Source organism: Kitasatospora sp. GP30, from assembly GCF_029892145.1.
GTDB lineage: Bacteria > Actinomycetota > Actinomycetes > Streptomycetales > Streptomycetaceae > Kitasatospora > Kitasatospora acidiphila.
On record NZ_JARZAH010000012.1, the window covers coordinates 33,323 to 53,503 of the forward strand.

Genomic DNA, 20,181 nt, shown 5'->3' on the forward strand with positions numbered 1-20,181 from the left:
ACGTGTGAGTGCGCGCTCGAATGGGGAGGGAGTGCACGTAGTGCCCAACGGGGTGCCTGCACATGTTTGAGGAGACGGTGTGACCGAGAGTACTGCTCATGTCATCGTCGGTGGCGGCCTGGCGGGCGCCAAGGCGGCCGAGACCCTCCGCGCGGAGGGCTATCAGGGACCGCTGGTGCTGATCGGCGAGGAACCCGAACGCCCTTATGAGCGGCCCCCGCTGTCGAAGGGCTACCTGCAGGGCAAGGAAGATCGGGAGAAGATCTACGTCCACCCCGAGGAGTGGTACCGGAAGCACGACGTGGAGCTGCGGCTCGGCACCGCGGTGACCGCGATCGACCCGGCCGCGCACCGGTTGACCCTTTCCGACGGCAGCAGCCTGGACTACGCCAAACTACTGCTCACCACCGGCGCCTCGCCGCGCCGACTGCCGATTCCCGGTGCCGACCTGACGGGCGTTCACTACCTGCGCACCGTGCAGCAGAGCGACCAGCTGCGCGAACTGTTCGGCAGCGCGCAGCGGCTGGTGGTGGTCGGGGCCGGCTGGATCGGCCTGGAGGTCACCGCCGCGGCCCGGGCCGCCGGCGTCGCCGTGACCGTACTGGAGGTCCTGGAACTGCCGCTGCTGCGGGTGCTCGGTCGCGAGGTCGCCCAGGTCTTCGCCGACCTGCACCGCGCCCACGACGTGGACCTGCGGTTCGGTGTCACGGTCGAGGCCATCGAGGGCGACAACGGCACGGTGACCGGGGTCCGGCTGGCGGACGGCACCGTGGTCCCCGCCGACGCCGTGCTGATCGGCATCGGCGCCGCACCCAACACCCGACTGGCCGAGGCGGCGGGCCTGGAGGTGTCCGACGGCGTCCTCACCGACGAGAGCCTGCGCAGCTCGAACGCCGACATCTTCGCCGCCGGCGACGTGGCCCGCGCCCAGCACCCGCTGTTCGGCCAGGCGATCCGGGTGGAGCACTGGGCCAACGCGCTCAACCAGCCGCAGACCGCCGCCAAGGCGATGCTCGGCCAGGACGTGGCCTTCGACCGGGTGCCGTACTTCTACACCGACCAGTACGAGTTGGGCATGGAGTACCTGGGCTACGTCGAGCCGGACGGCTACGACAAGGTCGTCTTCCGCGGTGACGTGAAGTCCCTGGAATTCGTCGCCTTCTGGCTCAAGGACGGGCGAGTGCTGGCCGGGATGAATGTCAACATCTGGGACGTCACCGACCCGATTCGCGAACTCATCGTCTCCAAGCGGGTGGTGGACCCGGCCCGCCTCGCGGACACCGACGTGCCGCTCGGCGAGGTCTGACCCCCGAGCAAGGGCCCCGGTCGGCGACTCCCGCCGACAGGGGCCCTTCCATGCGGGCCTCCTGACCGCGCCGGGCCATCCAGCGGGGGCGGCCGGGGCAGCGGGCGGCGGCGAGTAACCTTCCGGTGAGTCGCGTGATCAATCTGGGGGCGCCAAATGCCAATCGCGATAAGGACATTCCGGGTTTTCATCAGTTCCACGTTCGGAGATCTCGCTGTCGAGCGGGCGGCGTTGCACGACCGGGTCTTCCCACGCCTGCGCTCGCTGTGTGCCGAGGCCAATGCCGAGTTTCAGGCCATCGACCTTCGTTGGGGAGTCTCCGAGGGTGCGGTGGCCGACCAGCGGGTCGCGGAGATCTGCCTGACTGAGGTCGACCGGTGCAGGCAGGTCACCCAACGGCCGAACTTCCTCGTGCTGCTTGGGCAACGGTACGGGGCGCGCCCTGTGCCACCCCTGGTCGATGCAGCGCTGTTCCGGCGGCTGCGCGCAAGACTCACGTCGGAGCAAGCCAAGTTGGTGGACTGCTGGTATGCGGAAGACCGCAACCACGTGCCGGCCGCCTTCGTGCTGCAGCCGCAGCGGCGGGGCGGCCACGGTGATGACACACCGTGGGATTCCGTGGAGCGTGCCCTGAGCAAGGCGCTCACCGCTGCCGCGCTCCAGGATCCCGCTGAGCCGGAGGCGCTCGCCCTGCTGCGGACATCGATCACCGAGCAGGAGATCATGCACGGGATCCCGGCGGGTGAAACGCCCCGGCACGGTGCGGCGTTCGCCTTCCTGCGAACGATCGACGGGCTGCCGAATGACGCTGCCGCCAGGCCTTACCAGGACGTTCTTGACGGCCAACTGGACCCCGAGGCGGCTGCGGCCCAGGAGCGGCTGCGCGACCGGCTGTGCGCGATCGGCGCGGAGAGCCTGCCGGTCGCCGGCTACCACGTGGCGTGGAACTCCGAGCTCGGGCTTCCTACCAGTGATCACATCGACCGTCTCTGCGAGGACGTGTACACGGCCCTTGCCGAGGTGATCAAGGACGAGCTGAGCGCGGTGGCGACGAGCGAGGAGCGCCATCACGAGGAGCAGGCGCATCGTGACTTCGGAGCTGAACGCCGAGCACACTTCACCGGTCGGCAGGACACGATCGGACGCATCACCGGCTACCTGCGCTCCGACGACGCCCGGCCGCTCGTGCTGGTCGGGGAGCCTGGGAGCGGGAAGACAGCGGTGCTCGCCGAGGTCGCGGATCGCCTGGTCAGGGAAGGCGGGTGTCCTCTCCTCGTTCGCTTCATCGGCGCGACGCCGCAGTCGGCTGACCTGCGGACCCTTCTCGACGATCTGCGCCGGAACCTGCCGCGCCTGGACCGACCGCTGGACAGCCGGCCGGAACGACCCTCCTTCGCTGCCGAGGCGGTGCGCGAGTCGCTCGCTGCGGTCCCGCCCGATCCCGGAGTCGTCGTGGTCCTCGATGCCCTGGACCAGCTGTCGGGAGCCCCCGACCTGAGCTGGTTGCCGACCGAACTGCCGCGCGGGGTGTCCGTGGTGCTCTCGGCCCAGGAGGGGAGTTCCGCCGCTGCGGCTGCCGTTGAAGCGGGGGCGATCCCGCTACGGCTGCCTGGGCTCGGGCTGGCTGACGGCGGGGAGCTACTCGACCAGTGGCTCGCCGAAGCCGGGCGTTCCCTGGTGCCGGAGCAGCGGGACGAGGTGCTGCGGGCTTTCGCCGAGCACGGGAATCCGTTGCAGCTGCGGCTCGCGTTCGGGGAGGCCCGTCGCTGGGCGTCGTACACGCAGGTGGTTCGTGGCTCGCTCACCGCAGATGTGCCCGGGATGACACGTCGGTTGCTCGAATGGCTTGAGAAGGAGCACGGAGCCGTTCTGGTCCAGGAGGCTCTCAGCCTCCTGGCCGTGTCCCGCAACGGACTCAGCGAGTCGGAGCTGCTGGATCTGCTCTCTGCGAACGCGTCCGTGTTGCGGGAGGTGGCGGAGCAGATGCCCCGGTCCCCCAGGACCGGAGGCATGCTTCCGCCTGTGCTGTGGGCGCGGTTGCGCATGGATCTGGAGCCGTACCTCAATGTGCGGCGCAGTGAGGGACGGCTGTTACTCGGCTTCTATCACCGACAGTTGACCGAGGCGGTGAGCGCCAGGTATCTCGGCGAGAACGGAAGCACCGCGCTGCACAGGCGCCTCGCACGCTACTTCGGGGCGCAGCCGGTGGACATGACAGGTGGCGCGCAGGTGGCGCCGAATACCCGAAAGCTGGCTGAACTCCCTTACCACCAAGCGCTGTCCAGCTCATGGGACGAGCTGTATGCCACCCTCACGGACTTGGGCTTCCTGGAGCGGAAGCTCACGGCGGTGGGCGTGGAGAGCGGGCAAGGCCAGGGAACGAGGTCCCATACCGGCATCTACGCGCTCCAGGACGACTACGAACTGGCGTTGCGCGTATGGCCGCAGGGGGCCGTGGACGACCAGGACCGCGCACCGGGCGGCGCTGGGCCCAGCACCACCGGCGCAGGGAAGACGGCGGTCCATGGCAGAGTCCTGGAGCAGTTCGCCAGGGCAATGCGGTTGGAGGCCCACACCCTGGCCGCCAACCCGGAACTCGCCTGGCAGCAAGTGGCCAACCGGCTCCAGTGGGAGCCCGATCTGGCGGAGCTCGTTCGCGCCGAGGCTCGTCGGCGGACCGGAGCGGGAACTTCCCTGGTCCTGCGGTCACGCACTCGCCCACCCGAGTCCGAGTCGCTGATCCGCCGCATGAGCGATGGCTCCGACAAGCGCCGGTTGCTCGCCTGCGCGTTCGTGCCCCGCACCGGGCTGCTGGCCATCGCGGATGAGCAGCGGAGCGTCGGCCTCTGGGAGTTCGCAACAGGTCGCCGCGTGCGGACCCTCACCGGTATGTCCGTCGTTCCGCAGTCCTGTGCTGCCACACCGGATGGGAGGTTCGTCATCGCCACGACCGGTAATCCGGCCGGTGCGGTACACGTGTGGGAGGTTCGTACCGGTCGGCAGGTTGCCTGGCGGACCGCGCATGATCCCGCTTGCACCGCCTGTGCTGTTCTTCCCGACGGCAGCGCGGTGCTGACCTTCGGCACCGACGGGTGGATTCGGCGCTGGAGTCTGCCGGAGCTGAACCCTGAGGGTGAGCTGCCAGCGCCCGAGCAGTTGACCTGTGGTGCCGTCAGCCCCACGGGAGAGATGGTGGCCTACGGAGGCAGGGAGGGAGTGGCCTACGTCCGCCGCACGGACGGCTCGGGGCCCGTTGCCGAACTGGTCTGTGGCACTGGGGAACCCTTGGCCGGGGTCGCCCTCGGGCCGGACAGCCGCTCGCTCGTCACCGTCGGCACGGCCGACCCCTACGGGCTGGAGGGGCGCGTCGTCCTCTGGGATCTGACCACCCGGCGCCGGCTCCAGGAGCATCGGTTGTCCTCGTCCGTCGTGGACTGTGCGCTCAGCGCCGATGGCTCCTTGCTCGCCACACCCACGGACAGCGGACAGGTCCATCTCTGGGCACTGCCGGGGCTGCACCTCTCGGCGGTACTGAACGCCCACACCACGACGTCCGTGGGAGCCGCCCTGTCCCCGGACGGGCGGGTCCTGGCCTCGGTGAGCGGAGACGGCACGGCGTGCGTCTGGGACGTCGCGGCAGCCCGCGGTTCGCGCCTCGGCGGGCACGACGGCCTCGTGCAGCAGTGCTCGTTCAGCCGCGACGGCGCGCTGCTGGTGACAGCCTCGGTCGACGGCACGGTCAGGCGCTGGGAGACCGCCACCGGTCAGGAGGTGGGCCCGGCCGTCGAACACCCGGGCTCGACCGTCCTCATGCTGTACGACGACGTGTCGGCCGGCGGCGGGCAGATCGTCCTCGCCGCCGGTGACGACGGTGCGGTACTGCGGGCCGAACTCCCGTCCTCAGCTGCCGGGCCGATGCCGGCTGCCGTGGCTGTCGGCGAGCACGGGGCACAGGTCTGGGGCCTGGCACCGCTCACCGGTGGCCTGGTCGTCACCGGCGGGTTCGACGGATCGTGCCAGGTGTGGGACGTCTGTCGCTCCGTCAAACTCCAGCGGTTCGCCGGGGATGGCGCACCGGTGCGGGCGTGTGCGGCCGCGACGGATGGTGCCTTCGTGGCCTCGGGTGGCGACCGCGGGCTGCTCCACCTCTGGGACCCTCGCACGGGTGTTCCGGTCACCGCTGCGCAGCAGCACTCGGCAGCGGTCACCGTCCTCGCTCTTGGGGCCGGCAACACGGTGGCCGTCGCAGACGCCGACGGTCACATCGAGCTCACCGGGCTCGACACCGGCTGGGCTCGCACGCCGTTGGGACGCCACCCGGGCTCACCGGTGACCGCCCTCCGCTGGGCGGGGCCCGACTCGGTGGTCTCCGGCGGCTCGGACGGATCGCTGGCGCACTGGTCCAGCAGCGCGAACGCACCCGTGTGGTACCGCGAAGTCCACCGCGGGGTGGTGAACGCACTGGCGGTCTCGCCATCGGGAAGCATCATCATCAGCGCCGGGAACGACGGCTTCCTGGTCCTCTCAGCACGCACGACCGGCCGCACTCTTGCCCGCCTCCCCGTTTCCGGCCGTGTGCACGCGCTCAGCGTTCACCCTCGTGAACCGCTCATCGCCTGTGTCGGCGACGGCGGTCTCGTCGTCATCACCGAAGCGGAGGGATGGTCGGGCCCCTGGTAGCGGATCACGCCGCTGGAACGAGCGGGCCACCGGAGCCGCCGCGGAGCGAGTGCGATCAGCCGTCTACGGCCCGCTCGTCGACAGCCACCGGGAACGTGCCAGGTAGCTGGATACCGTTCTGCCGGTACACATTGAGCAGGCACCGGAAGCAACTCCCCTCCACCGTCGCGCGGACCCGCGTGTCGAAGCGCTCGAAATGCGGTGTCCAGTCCAGCCCGAAGTACACGGCCGCGCGCAGCCCCAGGCGGGTGCGTGCAGGCCCCTCGCCCCACGCTGGCAGACCGCGCGGAAAGTACCCGCCTGCCGTCGACCGGAACTCTTCGTACCCCCGCTTACCGAAAGGCACGACTATGACGATCTTCTCAGGTGGGACCATCGCGGTGACCTGTTCGATCTCCCACCGGATACCGGCACTGGTCCCCGCACCCAGCAGTATCAATCCTGCCTCCCGCACCAGTTCCAGCACGGCCTGGTCCCAGCCGTTATCCGGCATGTAGAGACGGGCTGCTCCAACGGGCGGCAAGGTCTCCCCGGGCCGGCCGACGGCCACAAACGGTCCGATGACCTCGAATGCCCGCCCAAGCTGTTCCTCTTCGGTGCGCGCCATCACAGCACGTACCCTGCCCGGCCGCGCGGCGACCTCGTCGGCCGAAAAGGCCCTGAGATAGACCACCGGCGGCCTGGTATCCGTGGCCATGACGATCATTGACGCCCTGGTTCGGGGCACTGAGGAGCCGGCGATGGGCCACCCCGATTCCACGTACGCCGCGCGGCTCGCTGTCTACGGGACCGTGGGCACCCGGCTGTCCCTGCTGAGCGACCGGCGACTCAGCGATGTCGTGGCGTCCGCTGCTGCGGTCGCGGCCGGGATCGGCGGCAGGTGTGCAGAGTTGGACGTCGACGGGAGGCGGGTGTTCGTCAAGAGGGTGCCGTTGACGGACGTCGAGACTCGGCCGGAGAACGTCCGGTCGACGGCTAACCTCTTCGGACTGCCGATGTTCTACCAGTACGGGGTGGGCTCGGCTGGATTCGGGGCCTGGCGGGAGCTGGCCGTACACACCATGACCACCAACTGGGTTCTGGGGAAGGAGTACCAGGGCTTTCCGCTGATGTACCACTGGCGTGTCCTGCCCGACTCACCGCCCGAGGGCTTCGCGGACGAGTTCGGGGGCATCGACGGAGTGGTCGCGCACTGGGAGGGCTCACCGGCCGTGCGCGAGCGGTTGGAGGCCATCGTCCGGTCGTCCTACAGCCTGGTGCTCTTCTTGGAATACGTGCCGCAGACGCTCGGCGCGTGGCTGCACGAGCATCGGGAGGCTGGGCTGGCGACCGACGGCGGCCGGGCGTACTCGTGGGTGGCGGATGCCTTGGCGCAGGGGACGGAGTTCATGAGCTCTCGCGGGCTCGTGCACTTCGATGCCCACTTCCGCAACCTCCTGACCGACGGCCGGCTGATCTACTTCGCGGACTTCGGGCTGGCCCTGAGCTCGGGTTTCGAACTCTCTGCGGCCGAGGAGCAGTTCCTCTCGGACCATCTCGCGTATGACCGCCACTACACCGCGAGCCATCTGATCCACCACCACCTCGTCAACCGCGTTCGGGGCGGTATGGATCCAGACGCGTTCCTTCGGGAGTGGATCGAAGGCCGAAGGCCTGATGGCGTTCTGCCCGAGATCGCGGCGATCATCGAACGCCATGCACGGGCCGCCGTTGTCCTGACCGGCTTCCACCGCCGGCTGCTTTCCGAGAGCAAGCGGACGCCGTTTCCCGCTGCTGAGCTCAATCGCGCCGCTGGAGGGGAGCAGTCGCGGCGCCGGCGCGCCGATTCGCGTGTGGCCCAGCCCACAGCTGGTCCGGTTGATTCTCACACCAGTGTCAGGTTCGACCATATCCGGCATGACGACTGACACCGCTTCACCCGCCACCGCCGCAAGGGTCACCACTGATCACCAACGCCTGCCGCTGGCCGGCCTGTTGGCGCTGGCGACGGCGGTCTTCATCACCTGCCTCACCGAGGTCATGCCGGCCGGGCTGCTGCCCGCGATGAGCGGTTCGCTCCGGGTCGGGGCGTCCGCGATGGGCCAGTCGGTGACCGTGTACGCGATCGGCACCGCGCTCACCGCCCTGCCGCTGACCGCCGCCACCGCAGGCTGGTCGCGCCGGCGGCTGCTGCTCACCGCGATGGCGACCTTTGCCGTGGCGAACACCCTCACCGCCGTCGCGCTGAACTACCCGGTGGCGATGGTCGGGCGGTTCCTCGCCGGGGTGGCCGCCGGGCTGGCCTGGTCGCTGCTGGCCGGCTACGCGCGACGGATGGCGCCCGAGGCGCTCCAGGGCCGGGCGATCGCCATCGCGATGGCCGGGATTCCGGTGGCGCTCTCGCTCGGGGTGCCCGCCGGTACGTTTCTGGGGCGGGCTGTCGGCTGGCGGTGGGCGTTCCTCAGTGTGAGTGTGCTGGCGGTGCTGCTGATCGGGTGGATCCTGCTGGCCGTGCCGGACCACCCCGGGCAGCGCGCGGGTGCGCGGCTGCCGATGCGGCAGGCGGTGCGGCTGCCCGGGGTGGCGGCGGTGCTCGGCGTGACCCTCACCTTCGTGCTGGCCCACACCATCCTCTACACCTTCATCGCGCCCTTCCTCGGCCGGCTCGGCCTGGGGAACTCGGTGGGCCTGGTGCTGCTGGTGTTCGGCGCGGCCTCACTGGTCAGCATCTCGATCACCGGCGCCCAGATCGGCCGCCGGCTGCGGACGTTGATGATCGGCGCCACCCTGCTGGTCGGCGCCGCCGCCGCGCTGCTCGCCGTGTCGAGCGGCAGCACTGCCCTGGTCTACCTGGCCGCCGCGCTCTGGGGGCTCGGCTGGGGCGGGGTGCCGACGCTGCTGCAGACGGCTGGGGGCAACGCCGGTGGGGCGGCCGCCGACTCCGTGATGGCCATGCTGGTCACCCTCTGGAACGGTGCCATGGCCGGGGGCGGCGCGGTCGGCGGGGTGCTGCTCGGCGCGCTGGGGACGCTGGCGCTGCCGTGGACGGTGGTGGTGCTGCTCGCTCCGGCGCTGGGCATCGTGCTCGCGACCCGGGCGCACGGGTTCCCGGAGCGGCGGGGGTGATCAGCCGTCACGTCCGGAGCCGTCGGGTTGGGAGCTGTCACGTCCGCAGCCGTCACACTCGGAGCCGTCACATCCTCAGCCGTCAGGTCCGGTTCGCGTTCAGCCACTCCGCGTCGTTCCACAGCGCCGAGATCGCGCCGACCGGTTCCAGGGTGAGGTGCGGGTCGTCGCTCTGCACCAGGCAGAGCAGGTGGCAGCCGGAGACCGCGTGCACCCGGGCCCGGTCGGCGACGATGTCGAGCAGGATGTGCGCGGCCTCCGGGTCGGTGCGGGCGTAGTGGTCGAAACCGGTGAGGACCAGGGCGAGCGGCGCCGCGGTGTCGTCGAAGACATCACGCAGGCAGTCGTTCAGGGCGTCGAAGTTGTGGCCGTAGTAGTCGGGGAAGTCCAGCGCGGCGGCCAACTCGCGGTGCAGATCGTGCTGGCCGGTCCAACCGGCGGTGTCGACCTGCACCACTCGGCAGCCCTGGGCACGCAGCCCTGCGGTGGTCTCGTCCAGCAGCGGGCGGCGCCGGTAGAGGGTGACGAAGGTGTTCCGGCTCAGATGGCGGACCAGGTCCACCCCGGTGGCCGGCTGCTCTTCACAGTAGCGCTGGGCCAGGGTGAAGAAGGTGTCCAGTGGGCGGGCGTCGCGCTCGATCAGTGCCACCCAGTCGGCGGCCTCGGCGCTCTGGTAGCCGTCCTGCCGGCCGAGCCAGTGGGCGAACGCACCATCCGGGCCGAACTCCGGTACACCGACTGCCGCGTACGGGGTGAGCCCGGCCTGGTAACCGGTGAGCAAGCCGGCCAGCCGCCGCAGCGACCCGTCCGGCACCCAGTGCTCCGGTTCCTGCCGCACCCGGGCCAGGAAGTTGTGAACCTCGCGCTTCGCCGTCATGCCGCCAGCCTAGAACGCTCAGGTCACCGGAGGCGGCACAGTTTCGTCTTGCGGGCCCGCTGCCAGGCCGGCCGCGCCGCTGCCAGGGCGGACCGGGCGAGGGGCCGCTGGGCGGCGTGCAGCAGGCCGTAGGAGAACGAGTTGGCGCCGGCGGCGTGGGCCTCGGCGGCGAGGGTGGGGAGCAGGTGCTCGGCGACCACGGCGTCCTGGTAGCTGCCCAGGGTCTCCTGGATCGTGCGCATCCGGCGGGCCAGTGGTTTGGCGCCGGCCAACTCGGCGGTGTAACGGGCGCGTTTGGCGGCCTTGCGGGCGGCGTGCAGGGCCTCGTCGCGGGTCGGGCCCTCGTCCAGCGCCAGCGCCCGGTTCAGTCGGTGGCCGGTGCGGCGCTGCTCACGGCGGAGCAGGCACTCGAGTTCGGTGCGGCCGCGCCCGGCCCGGCGCCGCAGCGGCGGGTCGGCGGCCAGCTGCTCCACGGCTGCGAGCAGCGTGAAGTACCGTTCACTGTCGAGGACTTCACGGACTTCTTGATGGGCCGCCGCATACCGCTGCCGGAACCGCTCGGCCAGGCCGGCCGCGGGGTTGTCCAACGCGAGCTCGGGTGGCAGCTGTTCGGCTGCCGCGGCCAGCCGTTGCCCGGTAGTCTCGGCATCCCGCGCGGCTCCCAACACCTGCCCCAGCCAACGGAGTTCGACGGCGATGTCGGCAGCTCCGGTCTGGCGCAGCAGGCTTCGGCAGGACGTGAGGCTGCTGCGCAGCCGCCGGGCGCAGACCCGCATCTGGTGCACGGAATCGGCTTCGTCCCGGCGCACCGCACCGTCCAGGGCGAGCAGTTGGGCGCACTGGCGGCGCAGGTAGGCGGCGAGGGCGGCGCCGGCGCTGCCCGGTGCCGGTGCGCTGAGGGTGGCGGGGTGGACCAGCACGGCCTGCGGCACGGTGGCGGGCACCTCGGTCAGTCCGTCCGCGCGCAGGCGGCCGTCGAGGGCGGCGAGCAGCCGGGGCCGGCTGCGGAGCAGGCGGACCTCGGTGCGGGTCCAGCCGGCCAGTCGTCCCGGCCCTGGGGGGCCGCCGAGCGGCTGGGCCACCACCTCGGTGCGGTCCAGCTCGGCGAGGGTGCGGCCGTGATGGTCGCGCAGCAGTGAGCGGGCGCGGTGGCTGCTGATCCGCAGCACGGGGTGGAGCGGGCGGCCGCCCGTGTAGGAGCGGATCCGGTCGTGCAGCTCGGCGGGGACGGTGGCGCCGGTGCCACTGAGCTCGGTGCCGTCCGGCAGGGTGAGCTGCCAGGCGCCGCCGGCCGCGCCCTGGCGGCGTTCCAGCGCGCCGCCGTGGGCCAGCAGGCGCAGGTCGGTGGTGTCCCAGCAGAGGCGCACCGACTCGGCCGTGCCGGCGGGGACCACCTCGGCCACGCGCGGCAGCCCGCGCGGGCGCACCGGCTCGCTGGGGAGCCCCTGGTACGTCCGCAGTCGAACGGCGGCGACGGTACCCACGGTCCCAAGCTTCGCGCGTCGTCGCCGCCCGTGCACCCGCCCGCGCGCCGAGGGTGACCCCGGGTCTGCCGTTCACGGCTCTGACCTGGCATGATGCCCGAACAGCCGTCCGGATGGCGGGCGGCGACGGATGGCTTTGGAACGGGGGACCCGGATGAGCGCGCCACAGCAGCACCGGTCGCACATCGGCAAGCCGCCCCCGCGCAACCCGGGGCTGGCGTCCTTCGTACTGCTGCTGGTGCTCCTGCTGGGCGGGGGCGCGGCGGCGGGCGGCTGGTGGGGCGGCGACAACCTGGCCTACGCGGCTCGGCTGACCGGCACCCCGGGGCTATACCTGGTGGACCACTGCGAGCCGCACGGCACGGGGCGCCAGCGGCGCATCGTCTGCCACGGCGTCTTCCAGGCGGACGACGGCCGCAGGCTCTCCGTCGGCTCGATCAGCACCGGCGATCACTGGGCCGGAGACCGACTGCCGATGCAGTACCACGGCGGCCAACTGAACCAGGTCGGGGTGGCGCCGATCGCGGGCTGGGTATTCCTGCTCGGATTCGCGGTCGCCGCGCTCAGCGGTGCGCTGCAGCTGCTGCCCGTCGGCGTCGAGCTCGCGGCGCCGGCGGCCGGTCGTCGGCTGCGGCAGGCGGCCTGGGCGGCGCGGGGGCGCAAGGTCGTCGCCGGTGTAGGCACCGGGGCGATCGGGGTGGCGCTGGCGGCGGGCGTGGTGTTCCTGGTGGTGTCTCTCGCGGCGAAGTGGTCGTGACCGTGCGGGGGAACCGGCTTCGACCGGTTCCCCCGTGCTGCCATTGGCTTCTGACGGTTCATCAGCCCAGGGCGAGGGCCTGCAGGCGGTCGGTCGCGCCGTTGAAGTAGTCCTGGTCGCCCGGGAAGGTGCCGCTGTCGGAGTACTGCCAGAAGGTAACGGCGAACACCCGTACACCGCTAGAGAGTTGAAGCTCCATCGCTGGAACAACGCCCACCAGGACCCGCGTAGACCCGGTTCCGCCACCGTCCGTTCACCCGTCGAGTGACGCGCGTTGACTCATCGCCATGGGGAAGCCTGCCACTCCCCCATGGCGAGCCGCGCTCAGTCGCGCTTGAAGAACTCCACCTCCGCCAGGGCGATATGACGTCCGGCGCCGGTGCCGGCCGCGTCGCGGATGACCAGGGTCACGCGCACCGCATCGCTGACTCCGGTCACCACGGTCTGCGGGCCCGGCTTGTCGTTCAGGGTCACCTGCTGCTCGTGGACCTTGCCGTCCTTCGACGTGACCTGCAGGTCCACGCTGGTCGGGCGGGCCTCCTTCTGGAACTCCTGCGGGTCGGTGGAGGTGCCGGTGTGGATGATGAGATCCACCAGCCGGAACGGCGAGCCGAAGGTGAAGGTGATCGAGTCCCCGGTCTTCGGCGCTCCCCAGTAGGTGTTGGTGAGGCCGTCGTCGGCCAGGGACGGCGGGTGGTCCGCCACCGAGGCGCTCGCGGACACACCGGTGGGGGTGATCGCCGACGGCTTGCGGACCTTGTCCAGGGTGTCCTGGAACACGGACTTGCCGAGCGGGTAGAGCAGGATCCCCGCGACCACCAGCGCCACCACCAGGAGCAGGATGATGATCCGGCGCAGGGCGTTGCCGTTGCCACCGATCCGCACCCTGCGGCGGAACGGCCAGCGGGTGCGCCACCAGGGCAGGGCCGTCGCTTCGACGGACGGGGTCAGGGGGGCCGCGCAGCGTCGGCAGAACTTGCGGTCGGGGCGGTTGGGCGTGCCGCAGTTGGGACACGGCGGGCCGACCTGGGTGTCGGCGGCCGTGGACGGGCGGACGACGGGGCGGGGCGCGACGGGCTTGGCGGGCTGCACGGCGACGGGGTCGGACTGGCGCTGGACGGGCTCGGGCGGACGGGGCGGCTCGGGACGGCGTGCGGTGGGCGCCGGCTCCGCTTGCGGCGCCCGGGGGCCCGGCGACTCGGCGGGGGGCGCGGCAGGCGCGGCAGGAGCCGCGGACTGCTGGTGCGCGGCAGGCTGCTCCGGGGCAGGGGACTGCTCTGTGGCGGGCGCGGGGGGCTGCGGCTCCGGGGGGCTCGCGGGCCTGGAGCTGCTCGCGGGCTCCGAGGTGCCAGCCGACTTGAGACGGCTCACAACTCCCCGGATGCTGGGCGGCCTGAAGGAACTCCCGAGCTCCCGGACGCTGGGCGGCTCGAGGCGGCTCACGACCTCCCGAACGCTGGGCGGCTCGACGGGACTCCCCAGTTCCGAGGCGCTGGGCGTCCTGAGGGAGCTCCCCAGTTCCGAGACGCTGGGCGGCTTGACGGGGCTCCCGAGCTCCGACAGGCCGGGCGGCTTGAGGGCAGCCGCCGACTTGAAGGCCCGCGCCAGCTTTGAGGTTCGCGGCTGCTCGGCAGATGCCGGGGCGGGCTCGGGCTCTGGTGCGGCAGCGGGCGCCGCAGGCGCCGGCGTCGGCGTGGACTGCACGGCAGGTGCGGAGGGCACGGCAGGTGCGGAGGGCACGGCAGGTGCGGAGGGCACGGCAGGTGCGGAGGGCACGGCAGGTGCGGAGGGCGCGCTGGAAGCAGGCGCAGGCGGCGCAGCAGGCGTGGACGGCACTGCAGGCGCAGGTGCAGGTGCAGGTGCAGGCACAGGCGCAGGCGCCGCAGCAGGTGCCGCAGGCTCGGCCGGTGTGCTGGTCTCCGCTACCGGCTCAGGGCCGGCCGCTGACTGCGACCAGCCGAGGTAGGCACCGCAGTTGCCGCAGAAGTCGTCACCGTCCTCATTGGCCGCTCCGCATTCGGGGCAGGTACGCATCCGTCAACTCTCCTCTCCGCCAGCCGAATCGGGCGGCCCTTGCAGAATCTCGACCCGGCAGCCGAGGTGGACCGGGCAGCACGCCCTGACCACCGCCAGCACCTGTTCCTCGTCCACCTCCGAGGTGCGCTCGGGCCAGACGCGCACCAGCAACTCCCCTGCGGGCGCGGGCGGGAGGGCCGGCCCCGGCGAGGTGGACCAGGCCACGCCGCCCCCGTCCACGATCTCCGAACCGACGCCGAGCACCAGCCGCAGCCGCTCCTGGAGCCCCCGCCCGGTGCCGCGCCACCGGTGCAGCGCCACCGCGCGCAGCAACACGGCGCGGCGCACCTCCTCCGGCCAGGCCGGGTCGGCCTCCATGGCCACCCAGTCGGCCAGCCAGGCGAGGAAGTCCGCTGGCGCCAGGTGCGGTTGGAAGTAGGCGGGCAGGTTGTCCAGGGTGGCGAAGACCGGGGCGAGGACGGTGTCCAGGCCGGCGGTGAACCGCTGGGCGAGGTCGTCGTCAGCGTAGAGCCCTGGTAGCAACTCACCGATCGGATGCCGGCTCGGCAGCCCCGGTATCGCGGCACGCGTCATGACGGACCGCCCTCGGTGACCACCACCTGGTGCTGGTGCGAGAAGACCAGCGCGTCCGGCTCGACGTCGACCCGCTCGGCCGGTGCGCCCCGGCGCCCGGTGATCGGGTCCGCCGGGAACAGCCGCAGCTCCTCCACCACCGCCACGCCGGGCACCCGTTGGAGCACCCCGAACATCTCCCCGTACTGCACCGCCCGGCCGAATGGCCACCCCGTGCCGTCGGCGCCGCCGCGCAGCGGGTTGAGGTAGCGGAACAGCGCCTCCAGCGCCGCCTCCCACACCCGCTCGGCGTCCGGGGACCGGGTGGTGAGCCGCGCAACCACCGTCACCCCTTGGTAGTTGGGGGGCTGGACGACCAGCCGGGTGCCGATCAGCCGCCGCTCATCGAGGGCCTGGGCGATCGCGGCCAGCATCGGCTCGGAGGGGATCAGCTGCTCGAAGCGCAGGCGGTCGCCCTCGTCCGCGACCGCGTCGGGCACCACCAGCACCCGCACCGCACCAGCCTCCCCGGCGACGGCCGACACGCACTTGATCCGGGCTGCGGCCGGGGCGGCCTGACGGGCGATCATCTCGAAGTCTCCGGCTGTGACGGCACGTTCCTGCAGGCGAAGCAGATGCGGGGCCCGCAGTTTGGCGTTCTCCACCGTCTCGCCGTCGACCCCGCCGCGTGCTGCCTCGCGGTTGTCGACCCTGGCCACGTACGGCACCGAGCTGCGCAGCACCGAGATCGTGCTCCGCGCCACATTGCCCGCCGTCCCGCCGCCCGTGCGGTAGTGCGGCACGCGCAGTTGGGCTCCCTTGGGCGGCACCGCGCCGAACGCACGCAGGCCGCCGTCGGGTTCGCGGACAGCAGGCGGGAACATGAACTCGCCCGTGGTCGCGTCGATCACCACGTGCCGATCGGTCGGCGCCGACTCGCCGAAGTGCTCGACGGCCGTCCAGCGTTCCCAGCCCTCGCCGGCCGAGACCTCGACCACCGGGGGCTCGCCGTCGAGCAGCACGGGCGGCCTGGCGAGGCGGAAGCGCTGGCCGGCAACCCCCTCCGAGGTGCCCAGCGGTGCGTCGGTCACGGTGTGGGCGTGGGCGACGGTCGCGGTGCCACCGACCGTGAACACCTCGGCACGGCGGATCGTCGGGGACTCCGAGTAGAACGGCTGGCCGGGCTTGGGTTCAGTGGCCCGGCAGCGCAGCCAGCCCGCCCGGCGCCCGGCGATCACCGAGGCGGTGTGCCCGGCGGGCACGAACACCACCATTTCTCCTGGCCGGTTGAGGCCGCCGGTGGTGTCGGGGCCCATCTCGCAGGCGGTCCACCGCGCGCCGTCCCACACCTCCCAGGCCAGTGGCGGCTGCCGCGGGTCGACGCCGACACCCTCGACTCGGCTGTCCAGCCTGACGATCAGGATGCATCGCGGCGCCACCGCCGGCAGGGCGAACAGCATGGCGTCCCCGACCTCGGGGCGCGCCTGGAAGCACGGCACGTCCAGGCCGTCGGCAAGTCGCGCCGTGCGGTCGTTCTGCTCGCCGGAGACGGAGGCCGTGACCAGCCGCTCCAGGGAGCTGGGGACGATGGCGAGGTCGTCGACCGTGGAGAACACCACGGCCTCCTCGGTTTCGGTCCGCACGGTGGACACCTCGGTGCCGGCGCGCAGTTGCACGGTCTCGGGTTGCGGCGCCGACAGCCAGAAGTCGACCTCGGCGGTGGCCGCCGCCGGCGGGAAGAGCCGGATGCCCAACAGGTCCAGGAAGGCGGAGTAGTTCTTCTCCGGCACCCGGTTCAGGCGGTACAGCAGCTGGTCGACCAGGTAGGCGAAGGTCTCGATGAGGGTGACCCCCGGGTCGGACACATTGTGGTCGGTCCACTCGGGTGCGCGCTGTTGCACGTATCGCTTGGCCTCGTCGACGAGTTGCTGGAACCGCCGGTCGTCGAGGTTCGGGGAGGGCAGTGCCATCAGCTATCTCCCTCCTGCGGGCCCGCGCCGTCCGGGCCCTCGGGGATCGTGTAGAACGGGAACACCAGGTTGCGGCGGTCGTTGGTGGACCGCACGGTGTAGTGGACGTCGATGTACAGGGTGCCCTCGTCGATGGTGTCGAAGGCGATCACGACGTCGTCGACGTCGATCCGGGGCTCCCAGCGCTCCAGCGCGGTGCGCACCTCGCGGGCGATCCGGCCGGCCGTGGTGCCGTCGCCCGGTGCGAACACGTACTCGTGGATGCCGCAGCCGAATTCGGGCCGCATCGGGCGCTCGCCTGGCGCCGTGCCGAGGATCAGCCGGATGGCCTCCGCGATCTCGCGGTCCCGATCCACCATGCCGATACCGCCGGTGGCGTTCACCCGCAGCGGGAAGGCCCAACCCCGGCCGATGAAGGCGCCGTTCACAGTGCGCCTCCGATCAGCACGTTGAACGCGCCCTCCACGATCTTGGCCCCGCAGGCCGTGTCGTCCCCCATCTTCGCGGCCGGCAGTCCACCGATCAGCACCATTCCCCCGGTCACCGACCCGAGACTGGGCATGACGACGTTGGCGGGCCCGAGTTCCACATGCGGGACGCACGCGTGCAGGCTGCCGGTCACGGCGGCCGGCCGACCGCCGATCAGCACGGTATCCACCCCGATGGCTCCTGGTGGTGGGGTGGTGATGACACCGGCGTGGTCGGTGGCGTCGCCCATGCGGGCTGCGGGGGGCATTCTCGCTCTCCTTCGTCGACTTGATGCTTCGTCAATTAGCTTCGTCGGTTGGCTCGTCGGTTGGCTCTTCGGTTGGCTCGTCGGTTGGCTCGTCGGTTGACTCTTCGGTTGACTCTTCGGTTGGCTTCGTCAGTTGATGCGAACGATATCGGCCTTGAGCACGGCTTCCACGCCACCGTTCACGGTGACCGCGGTCTGACCGTTGACGGTCACCGATCCACCGGTCACCTTCACCTCTCCGGTGCCCGCGTCGAGCGTGATACCGGAAGCCGAGAGCGTCACCGAACTCCCGCCTCCCAGGCCACCGGAGACGGTCAGCTTGATCTCGCCGCGCTGCTCGTCCAACCGCACCTCCAGCTTCTTGTCGCCGCTGGCCAGCCGGACCCCGGACTGGCCGCCCGGCACGTCCAGCAGTTCCAGCCGGTTGCCCGAACGGGACACCAGCGAACGACGGTTGACCTTGCCGGAGCCCGCGTCGATCAGCGGCACCTCGTGCTGCGAGGGCTTGTCGACGCCGTTGTAGAGCCCGCCCAGCACATAGGGGCTGTCGAGGCTGCCCTGCTCGAAGCCCACCAGCACCTCATCGTTGACCTCCGGACTGAACACCCCGCCGCCGCCCTGCCCTCCCCACTGCACCGTACGCACCCAGTCGGACACATACGTGTCGTCCAGCCAGGGGAACTTGAGCTTCACCCAGCCGCGCTGCCCGTCACCCGGTTCCCGGACGTCGGTGACCACGGCGATCGCCAGTCCCGGCATCCGGGCGCCGCGCTGCGGTGCGTTGCCCCCGAGGACCAGCCCGGCGAGCGAGCGGTCCGGCGCCGCACTGACCACCACGGTGGTCCGGTAACCCCGGTAGGGCTCCAGCACGTGGTGCACCGCGGTCGCGGTGTAGCGGCCGGAGAAGGCGGGACCGACGTTGCCCAGGGCGACCGGGGTCCCGGCCCGCAGCTGCGGGTTGCCCTCGACGACCGCCTCCAACTCGCCGAATCCGGCCGCGACCGAGGCGGCGACCGACTCGGCCGTGCTGGTGGTCTCCGCCTGCGTCCGGTACGGAGTATCGGTGACGGTCAGCTTCGCTGAGCCGGTGGCCCCGATGGTGGGACTCAGGCCGGGCTGCACGGTCTGGCTGGTCACCGACGGCTCGGTGGCGACCAGGGCGTTCTTGGTGGCGACGTTCCAGCCGCGCACCTCGACCGTGTTCGCACCGCCCGCGCCGGTCAGCACCCCGCGCAGCGCCATCAGGTTGCGGCCGTACTCCAGCACCATCGGGCTCTGCGGCGCCGGGGTGGACGGCGCCGGCGCCGAGGAGGCCGGCTCGGGCTTGACGAACTCCAGCAGCCCGGTCTCGTCGACGCGCAGCAGCGCACCGCTCTCCTGTGCCAGGTACTGGAGGAACTCCCAGTCCGAGACGTTCGCTTGGGAGAGCTGCTGGTGGACGACGGAGAACGAGTCCACCCGGCCGAGGCTCAACCCGGCACCCGCGGCGACCTGTTGCACGATGTCCGTGGTCGTCATGTTGCGGTAGGCCTTCACCCGGCGCCCGCGCATCAGGCGGTGGGTGAGTGCGGCGGCCCGCACCACGGTGTAGGAGCCCGTGCCGTCCACGTCCAGCTCCAGTGCGGTCACCTCGCCGCTGAACAGCTTTACCTGGGTGTTCCCTTGGACGGTGACCACGGATACCTGGAGCTGAGCCCCGATGGTGATCCCGGTGTCGCTGAGGAAGGTGTGGTTCGCGTCGCGGTACGACAGCACGACGGTGTCGGGCAGCCCGACACTCTGGTCGATCTCGCAGGACACCAACTGCTTCACCCAGGCCGGCGGCAGCGGACCGGGCGCCGAGACGATCGGATCCGCGGCGAACGAGCGGCCGCTGCGCGCTTCCGGCGTCGTCATGAGCGCACCCCCTCCGACGACTCGTCGATTCCCGGCACGATCAGTTCCATACCCGGCGTCAGCACCATCGGATCGTCGATGTCATTGGCCTCGGCGATGGTGCGCCAGGCCGTCGCATCGCCGTACTCGCGCCAGGCGAGCATCGGCAGGGTGTCGCCCGTGATCACCCGGTGGATGCTGCGGGCCTCCACGGAACCGGAGGTCGGGTTCTGGCCCGCCGGGTCGACGCTGGCCTCCTCGATGGTGAGCGAACAGGTGGCCCGCAGCGGGTGGCCATCGACGTCGAAGAGCGTGTAGTTGACGGAGAGCGCGGCCATCACCCCGTTGAACGACGTGGTCCGCGAGGTGCCCCAGTCCAGCCGGACCCACGGGCTCGACGGCTTCTTGCGGTCCAGGCTGCTCGGAGTGGGAACGCAGCCCTTCATCAGCTTCTCCACGGCCTCCTCCACCGAGTCGTCGTGGGTGGCCGTCGCGTCGAGGAACACCTCCAGCGAGAGCGAACGCGGTCCGGCGCCGACGAATTCGGGCAGCGCGGACTCGCCCGCCATCCGGGAGGGCGTGCGGCGCCACTCGGTGGACTTGCTCAGGCTGAGGGTAGCCGGGTTGAACTGGAGCTGCAGCGTGGCCAACGCCCCACCGGGCTGGCCACCGACCGTCGACGGGGGCTCCATGATGGTCAGTTGGGCCCGGGTGACGCTCGCGGGGACCGCTGAGGACATCCTGTCGCTTCTCCGATCGGGTTGCGGTGGACGGGGGTTGGGGGGCCGAGCGGGCGGGGCTC

Annotated in this window: 17 protein-coding genes and 1 pseudogene; 5 read left to right on the forward strand and 13 right to left on the reverse strand. The window is 71.4% G+C overall.

Annotated features, from left to right (window positions below):
- Positions 1-79 precede the first annotated feature (79 nt).
- Positions 80-1,306 (forward strand): FAD-dependent oxidoreductase, encoded by a 1,227-nt coding sequence (locus P3T35_RS19150; protein WP_101378830.1) that lies wholly within the window; start codon positions 80-82, stop codon positions 1,304-1,306.
- 138 nt (positions 1,307-1,444) lie between these two features.
- Here the strand turns inward: P3T35_RS19150 and P3T35_RS19155 are convergent, their stop codons facing one another.
- A complete protein-coding gene (locus P3T35_RS19155; RefSeq protein WP_280706976.1) occupies positions 1,445-1,702 on the reverse strand; it encodes a hypothetical protein in 258 nt (85 codons plus the stop codon).
- Between the two features lie 222 nt (positions 1,703-1,924).
- Here P3T35_RS19155 and P3T35_RS19160 point away from each other — a divergent pair, with 222 nt between their 5' ends.
- Positions 1,925-5,986, forward strand: coding sequence for an AAA family ATPase (locus P3T35_RS19160; protein WP_280706978.1), 4,062 nt, complete (start codon positions 1,925-1,927; stop codon positions 5,984-5,986).
- A gap of 55 nt (positions 5,987-6,041) precedes the next feature.
- Here P3T35_RS19160 and P3T35_RS19165 read toward each other — a convergent pair whose 3' ends face one another.
- Entirely contained in the window at positions 6,042-6,692 is a 651-nt protein-coding gene (locus P3T35_RS19165) for a hypothetical protein (protein ID WP_143676726.1), read from the reverse strand.
- A gap of 34 nt (positions 6,693-6,726) precedes the next feature.
- On the opposite strand from P3T35_RS19165, the gene P3T35_RS19170 reads away from it, so the two are divergent.
- Both P3T35_RS19170 and P3T35_RS19175 read left to right on the forward strand, forming a co-directional pair.
- A complete protein-coding gene (locus P3T35_RS19170) occupies positions 6,727-7,893 on the forward strand; it encodes a serine/threonine-protein kinase (protein WP_107503381.1) in 1,167 nt (388 codons plus the stop codon).
- The gene (locus P3T35_RS19175) at positions 7,883-9,091 is read left to right on the forward strand and encodes an MFS transporter (RefSeq protein ID WP_101378833.1); all 1,209 of its coding nucleotides are present in this window, start codon (positions 7,883-7,885) and stop codon (positions 9,089-9,091) included. Before P3T35_RS19170 ends, P3T35_RS19175 begins: the two co-directional genes overlap by 11 nt.
- Positions 9,092-9,173: 82 nt before the next feature.
- On the opposite strand, the gene P3T35_RS19180 is transcribed toward P3T35_RS19175, so the two are convergent.
- Positions 9,174-9,968: a barstar family protein gene (locus P3T35_RS19180; RefSeq protein ID WP_101378834.1), complete on the reverse strand. Its 795-nt coding sequence runs from the start codon at positions 9,966-9,968 to the stop codon at positions 9,174-9,176.
- A 23-nt stretch (positions 9,969-9,991) separates the two neighbouring features.
- Complete coding sequence (locus P3T35_RS19185) at positions 9,992-11,452, reverse strand: CHAD domain-containing protein (protein WP_143676727.1); 1,461 nt, start codon at positions 11,450-11,452, stop codon at positions 9,992-9,994.
- A gap of 154 nt (positions 11,453-11,606) precedes the next feature.
- Between P3T35_RS19185 and P3T35_RS19190 the strand changes: the two genes are divergently transcribed.
- Complete coding sequence (locus P3T35_RS19190; protein WP_101378836.1) at positions 11,607-12,209, forward strand: hypothetical protein; 603 nt, start codon at positions 11,607-11,609, stop codon at positions 12,207-12,209.
- 61 nt (positions 12,210-12,270) lie between these two features.
- On the opposite strand, the gene P3T35_RS19195 is transcribed toward P3T35_RS19190, so the two are convergent.
- The 9 genes and pseudogenes from P3T35_RS19195 to P3T35_RS19235 all read right to left on the reverse strand — a co-directional run bounded on the left by P3T35_RS19195 (position 12,271) and on the right by P3T35_RS19235 (position 20,119).
- Complete coding sequence (locus P3T35_RS19195) at positions 12,271-12,408, reverse strand: hypothetical protein (protein ID WP_180356213.1); 138 nt, start codon at positions 12,406-12,408, stop codon at positions 12,271-12,273.
- A 125-nt stretch (positions 12,409-12,533) separates the two neighbouring features.
- Positions 12,534-13,301, reverse strand: a complete 768-nt coding sequence (locus P3T35_RS19200) for a zinc-ribbon domain-containing protein (RefSeq protein WP_101384807.1) — start codon at positions 13,299-13,301, stop codon at positions 12,534-12,536.
- Between the two features lie 876 nt (positions 13,302-14,177).
- A pseudogene (locus P3T35_RS19205) lies at positions 14,178-14,243 on the reverse strand (zinc-ribbon domain-containing protein); the annotation flags it as partial.
- A gap of 3 nt (positions 14,244-14,246) precedes the next feature.
- A complete protein-coding gene (locus P3T35_RS19210) occupies positions 14,247-14,819 on the reverse strand; it encodes a phage tail protein (RefSeq protein WP_101378837.1) in 573 nt (190 codons plus the stop codon).
- Positions 14,816-16,768: a putative baseplate assembly protein gene (locus P3T35_RS19215; RefSeq protein ID WP_101378838.1), complete on the reverse strand. Its 1,953-nt coding sequence runs from the start codon at positions 16,766-16,768 to the stop codon at positions 14,816-14,818. Before P3T35_RS19215 ends, P3T35_RS19210 begins: the two co-directional genes overlap by 4 nt.
- Positions 16,768-17,196 carry a GPW/gp25 family protein gene (locus tag P3T35_RS19220; RefSeq protein WP_101378839.1) on the reverse strand — a complete coding sequence of 143 codons (429 nt, stop codon included), beginning with the start codon at positions 17,194-17,196 and terminating at the stop codon, positions 16,768-16,770. The genes P3T35_RS19215 and P3T35_RS19220 overlap by 1 nt, the downstream gene beginning before the upstream one ends.
- Positions 17,193-17,504, reverse strand: coding sequence for a PAAR domain-containing protein (locus P3T35_RS19225; protein ID WP_101378840.1), 312 nt, complete (start codon positions 17,502-17,504; stop codon positions 17,193-17,195). The genes P3T35_RS19220 and P3T35_RS19225 overlap by 4 nt, the downstream gene beginning before the upstream one ends.
- A gap of 129 nt (positions 17,505-17,633) precedes the next feature.
- The gene (locus P3T35_RS19230) at positions 17,634-19,400 is read right to left on the reverse strand and encodes a VgrG-related protein (RefSeq protein ID WP_101378841.1); all 1,767 of its coding nucleotides are present in this window, start codon (positions 19,398-19,400) and stop codon (positions 17,634-17,636) included.
- Positions 19,397-20,119 (reverse strand): LysM peptidoglycan-binding domain-containing protein, encoded by a 723-nt coding sequence (locus tag P3T35_RS19235; protein WP_101378842.1) that lies wholly within the window; start codon positions 20,117-20,119, stop codon positions 19,397-19,399. The genes P3T35_RS19230 and P3T35_RS19235 overlap by 4 nt, the downstream gene beginning before the upstream one ends.
- Positions 20,120-20,181: the final 62 nt, after the last annotated feature.

Excerpts from the sequence above, each read along its gene's own strand:
- P3T35_RS19180 (WP_101378834.1), bottom strand. The coding sequence starts at position 9,968 with ATGACGGCGAAGCGCGAGGTTCACAACTTCCTGGCCCGGGTGCGGCAG.
- P3T35_RS19210 (WP_101378837.1), bottom strand. The coding sequence starts at position 14,819 with ATGACGCGTGCCGCGATACCGGGGCTGCCGAGCCGGCATCCGATCGGT.
- P3T35_RS19230 (WP_101378841.1), bottom strand. The coding sequence starts at position 19,400 with ATGACGACGCCGGAAGCGCGCAGCGGCCGCTCGTTCGCCGCGGATCCG.
- P3T35_RS19235 (WP_101378842.1), bottom strand. The coding sequence starts at position 20,119 with ATGTCCTCAGCGGTCCCCGCGAGCGTCACCCGGGCCCAACTGACCATC.
- P3T35_RS19190 (WP_101378836.1), top strand. The coding sequence starts at position 11,607 with ATGAGCGCGCCACAGCAGCACCGGTCGCACATCGGCAAGCCGCCCCCG.
- P3T35_RS19170 (WP_107503381.1), top strand. The coding sequence starts at position 6,727 with ATGGGCCACCCCGATTCCACGTACGCCGCGCGGCTCGCTGTCTACGGG.
- P3T35_RS19175 (WP_101378833.1), top strand. The coding sequence starts at position 7,883 with ATGACGACTGACACCGCTTCACCCGCCACCGCCGCAAGGGTCACCACT.
- P3T35_RS19215 (WP_101378838.1), bottom strand. The coding sequence starts at position 16,768 with ATGGCACTGCCCTCCCCGAACCTCGACGACCGGCGGTTCCAGCAACTC.
- P3T35_RS19195 (WP_180356213.1), bottom strand. The coding sequence starts at position 12,408 with ATGGAGCTTCAACTCTCTAGCGGTGTACGGGTGTTCGCCGTTACCTTC.
- P3T35_RS19165 (WP_143676726.1), bottom strand. The coding sequence starts at position 6,692 with ATGATCGTCATGGCCACGGATACCAGGCCGCCGGTGGTCTATCTCAGG.
- P3T35_RS19225 (WP_101378840.1), bottom strand. The coding sequence starts at position 17,504 with ATGCCCCCCGCAGCCCGCATGGGCGACGCCACCGACCACGCCGGTGTC.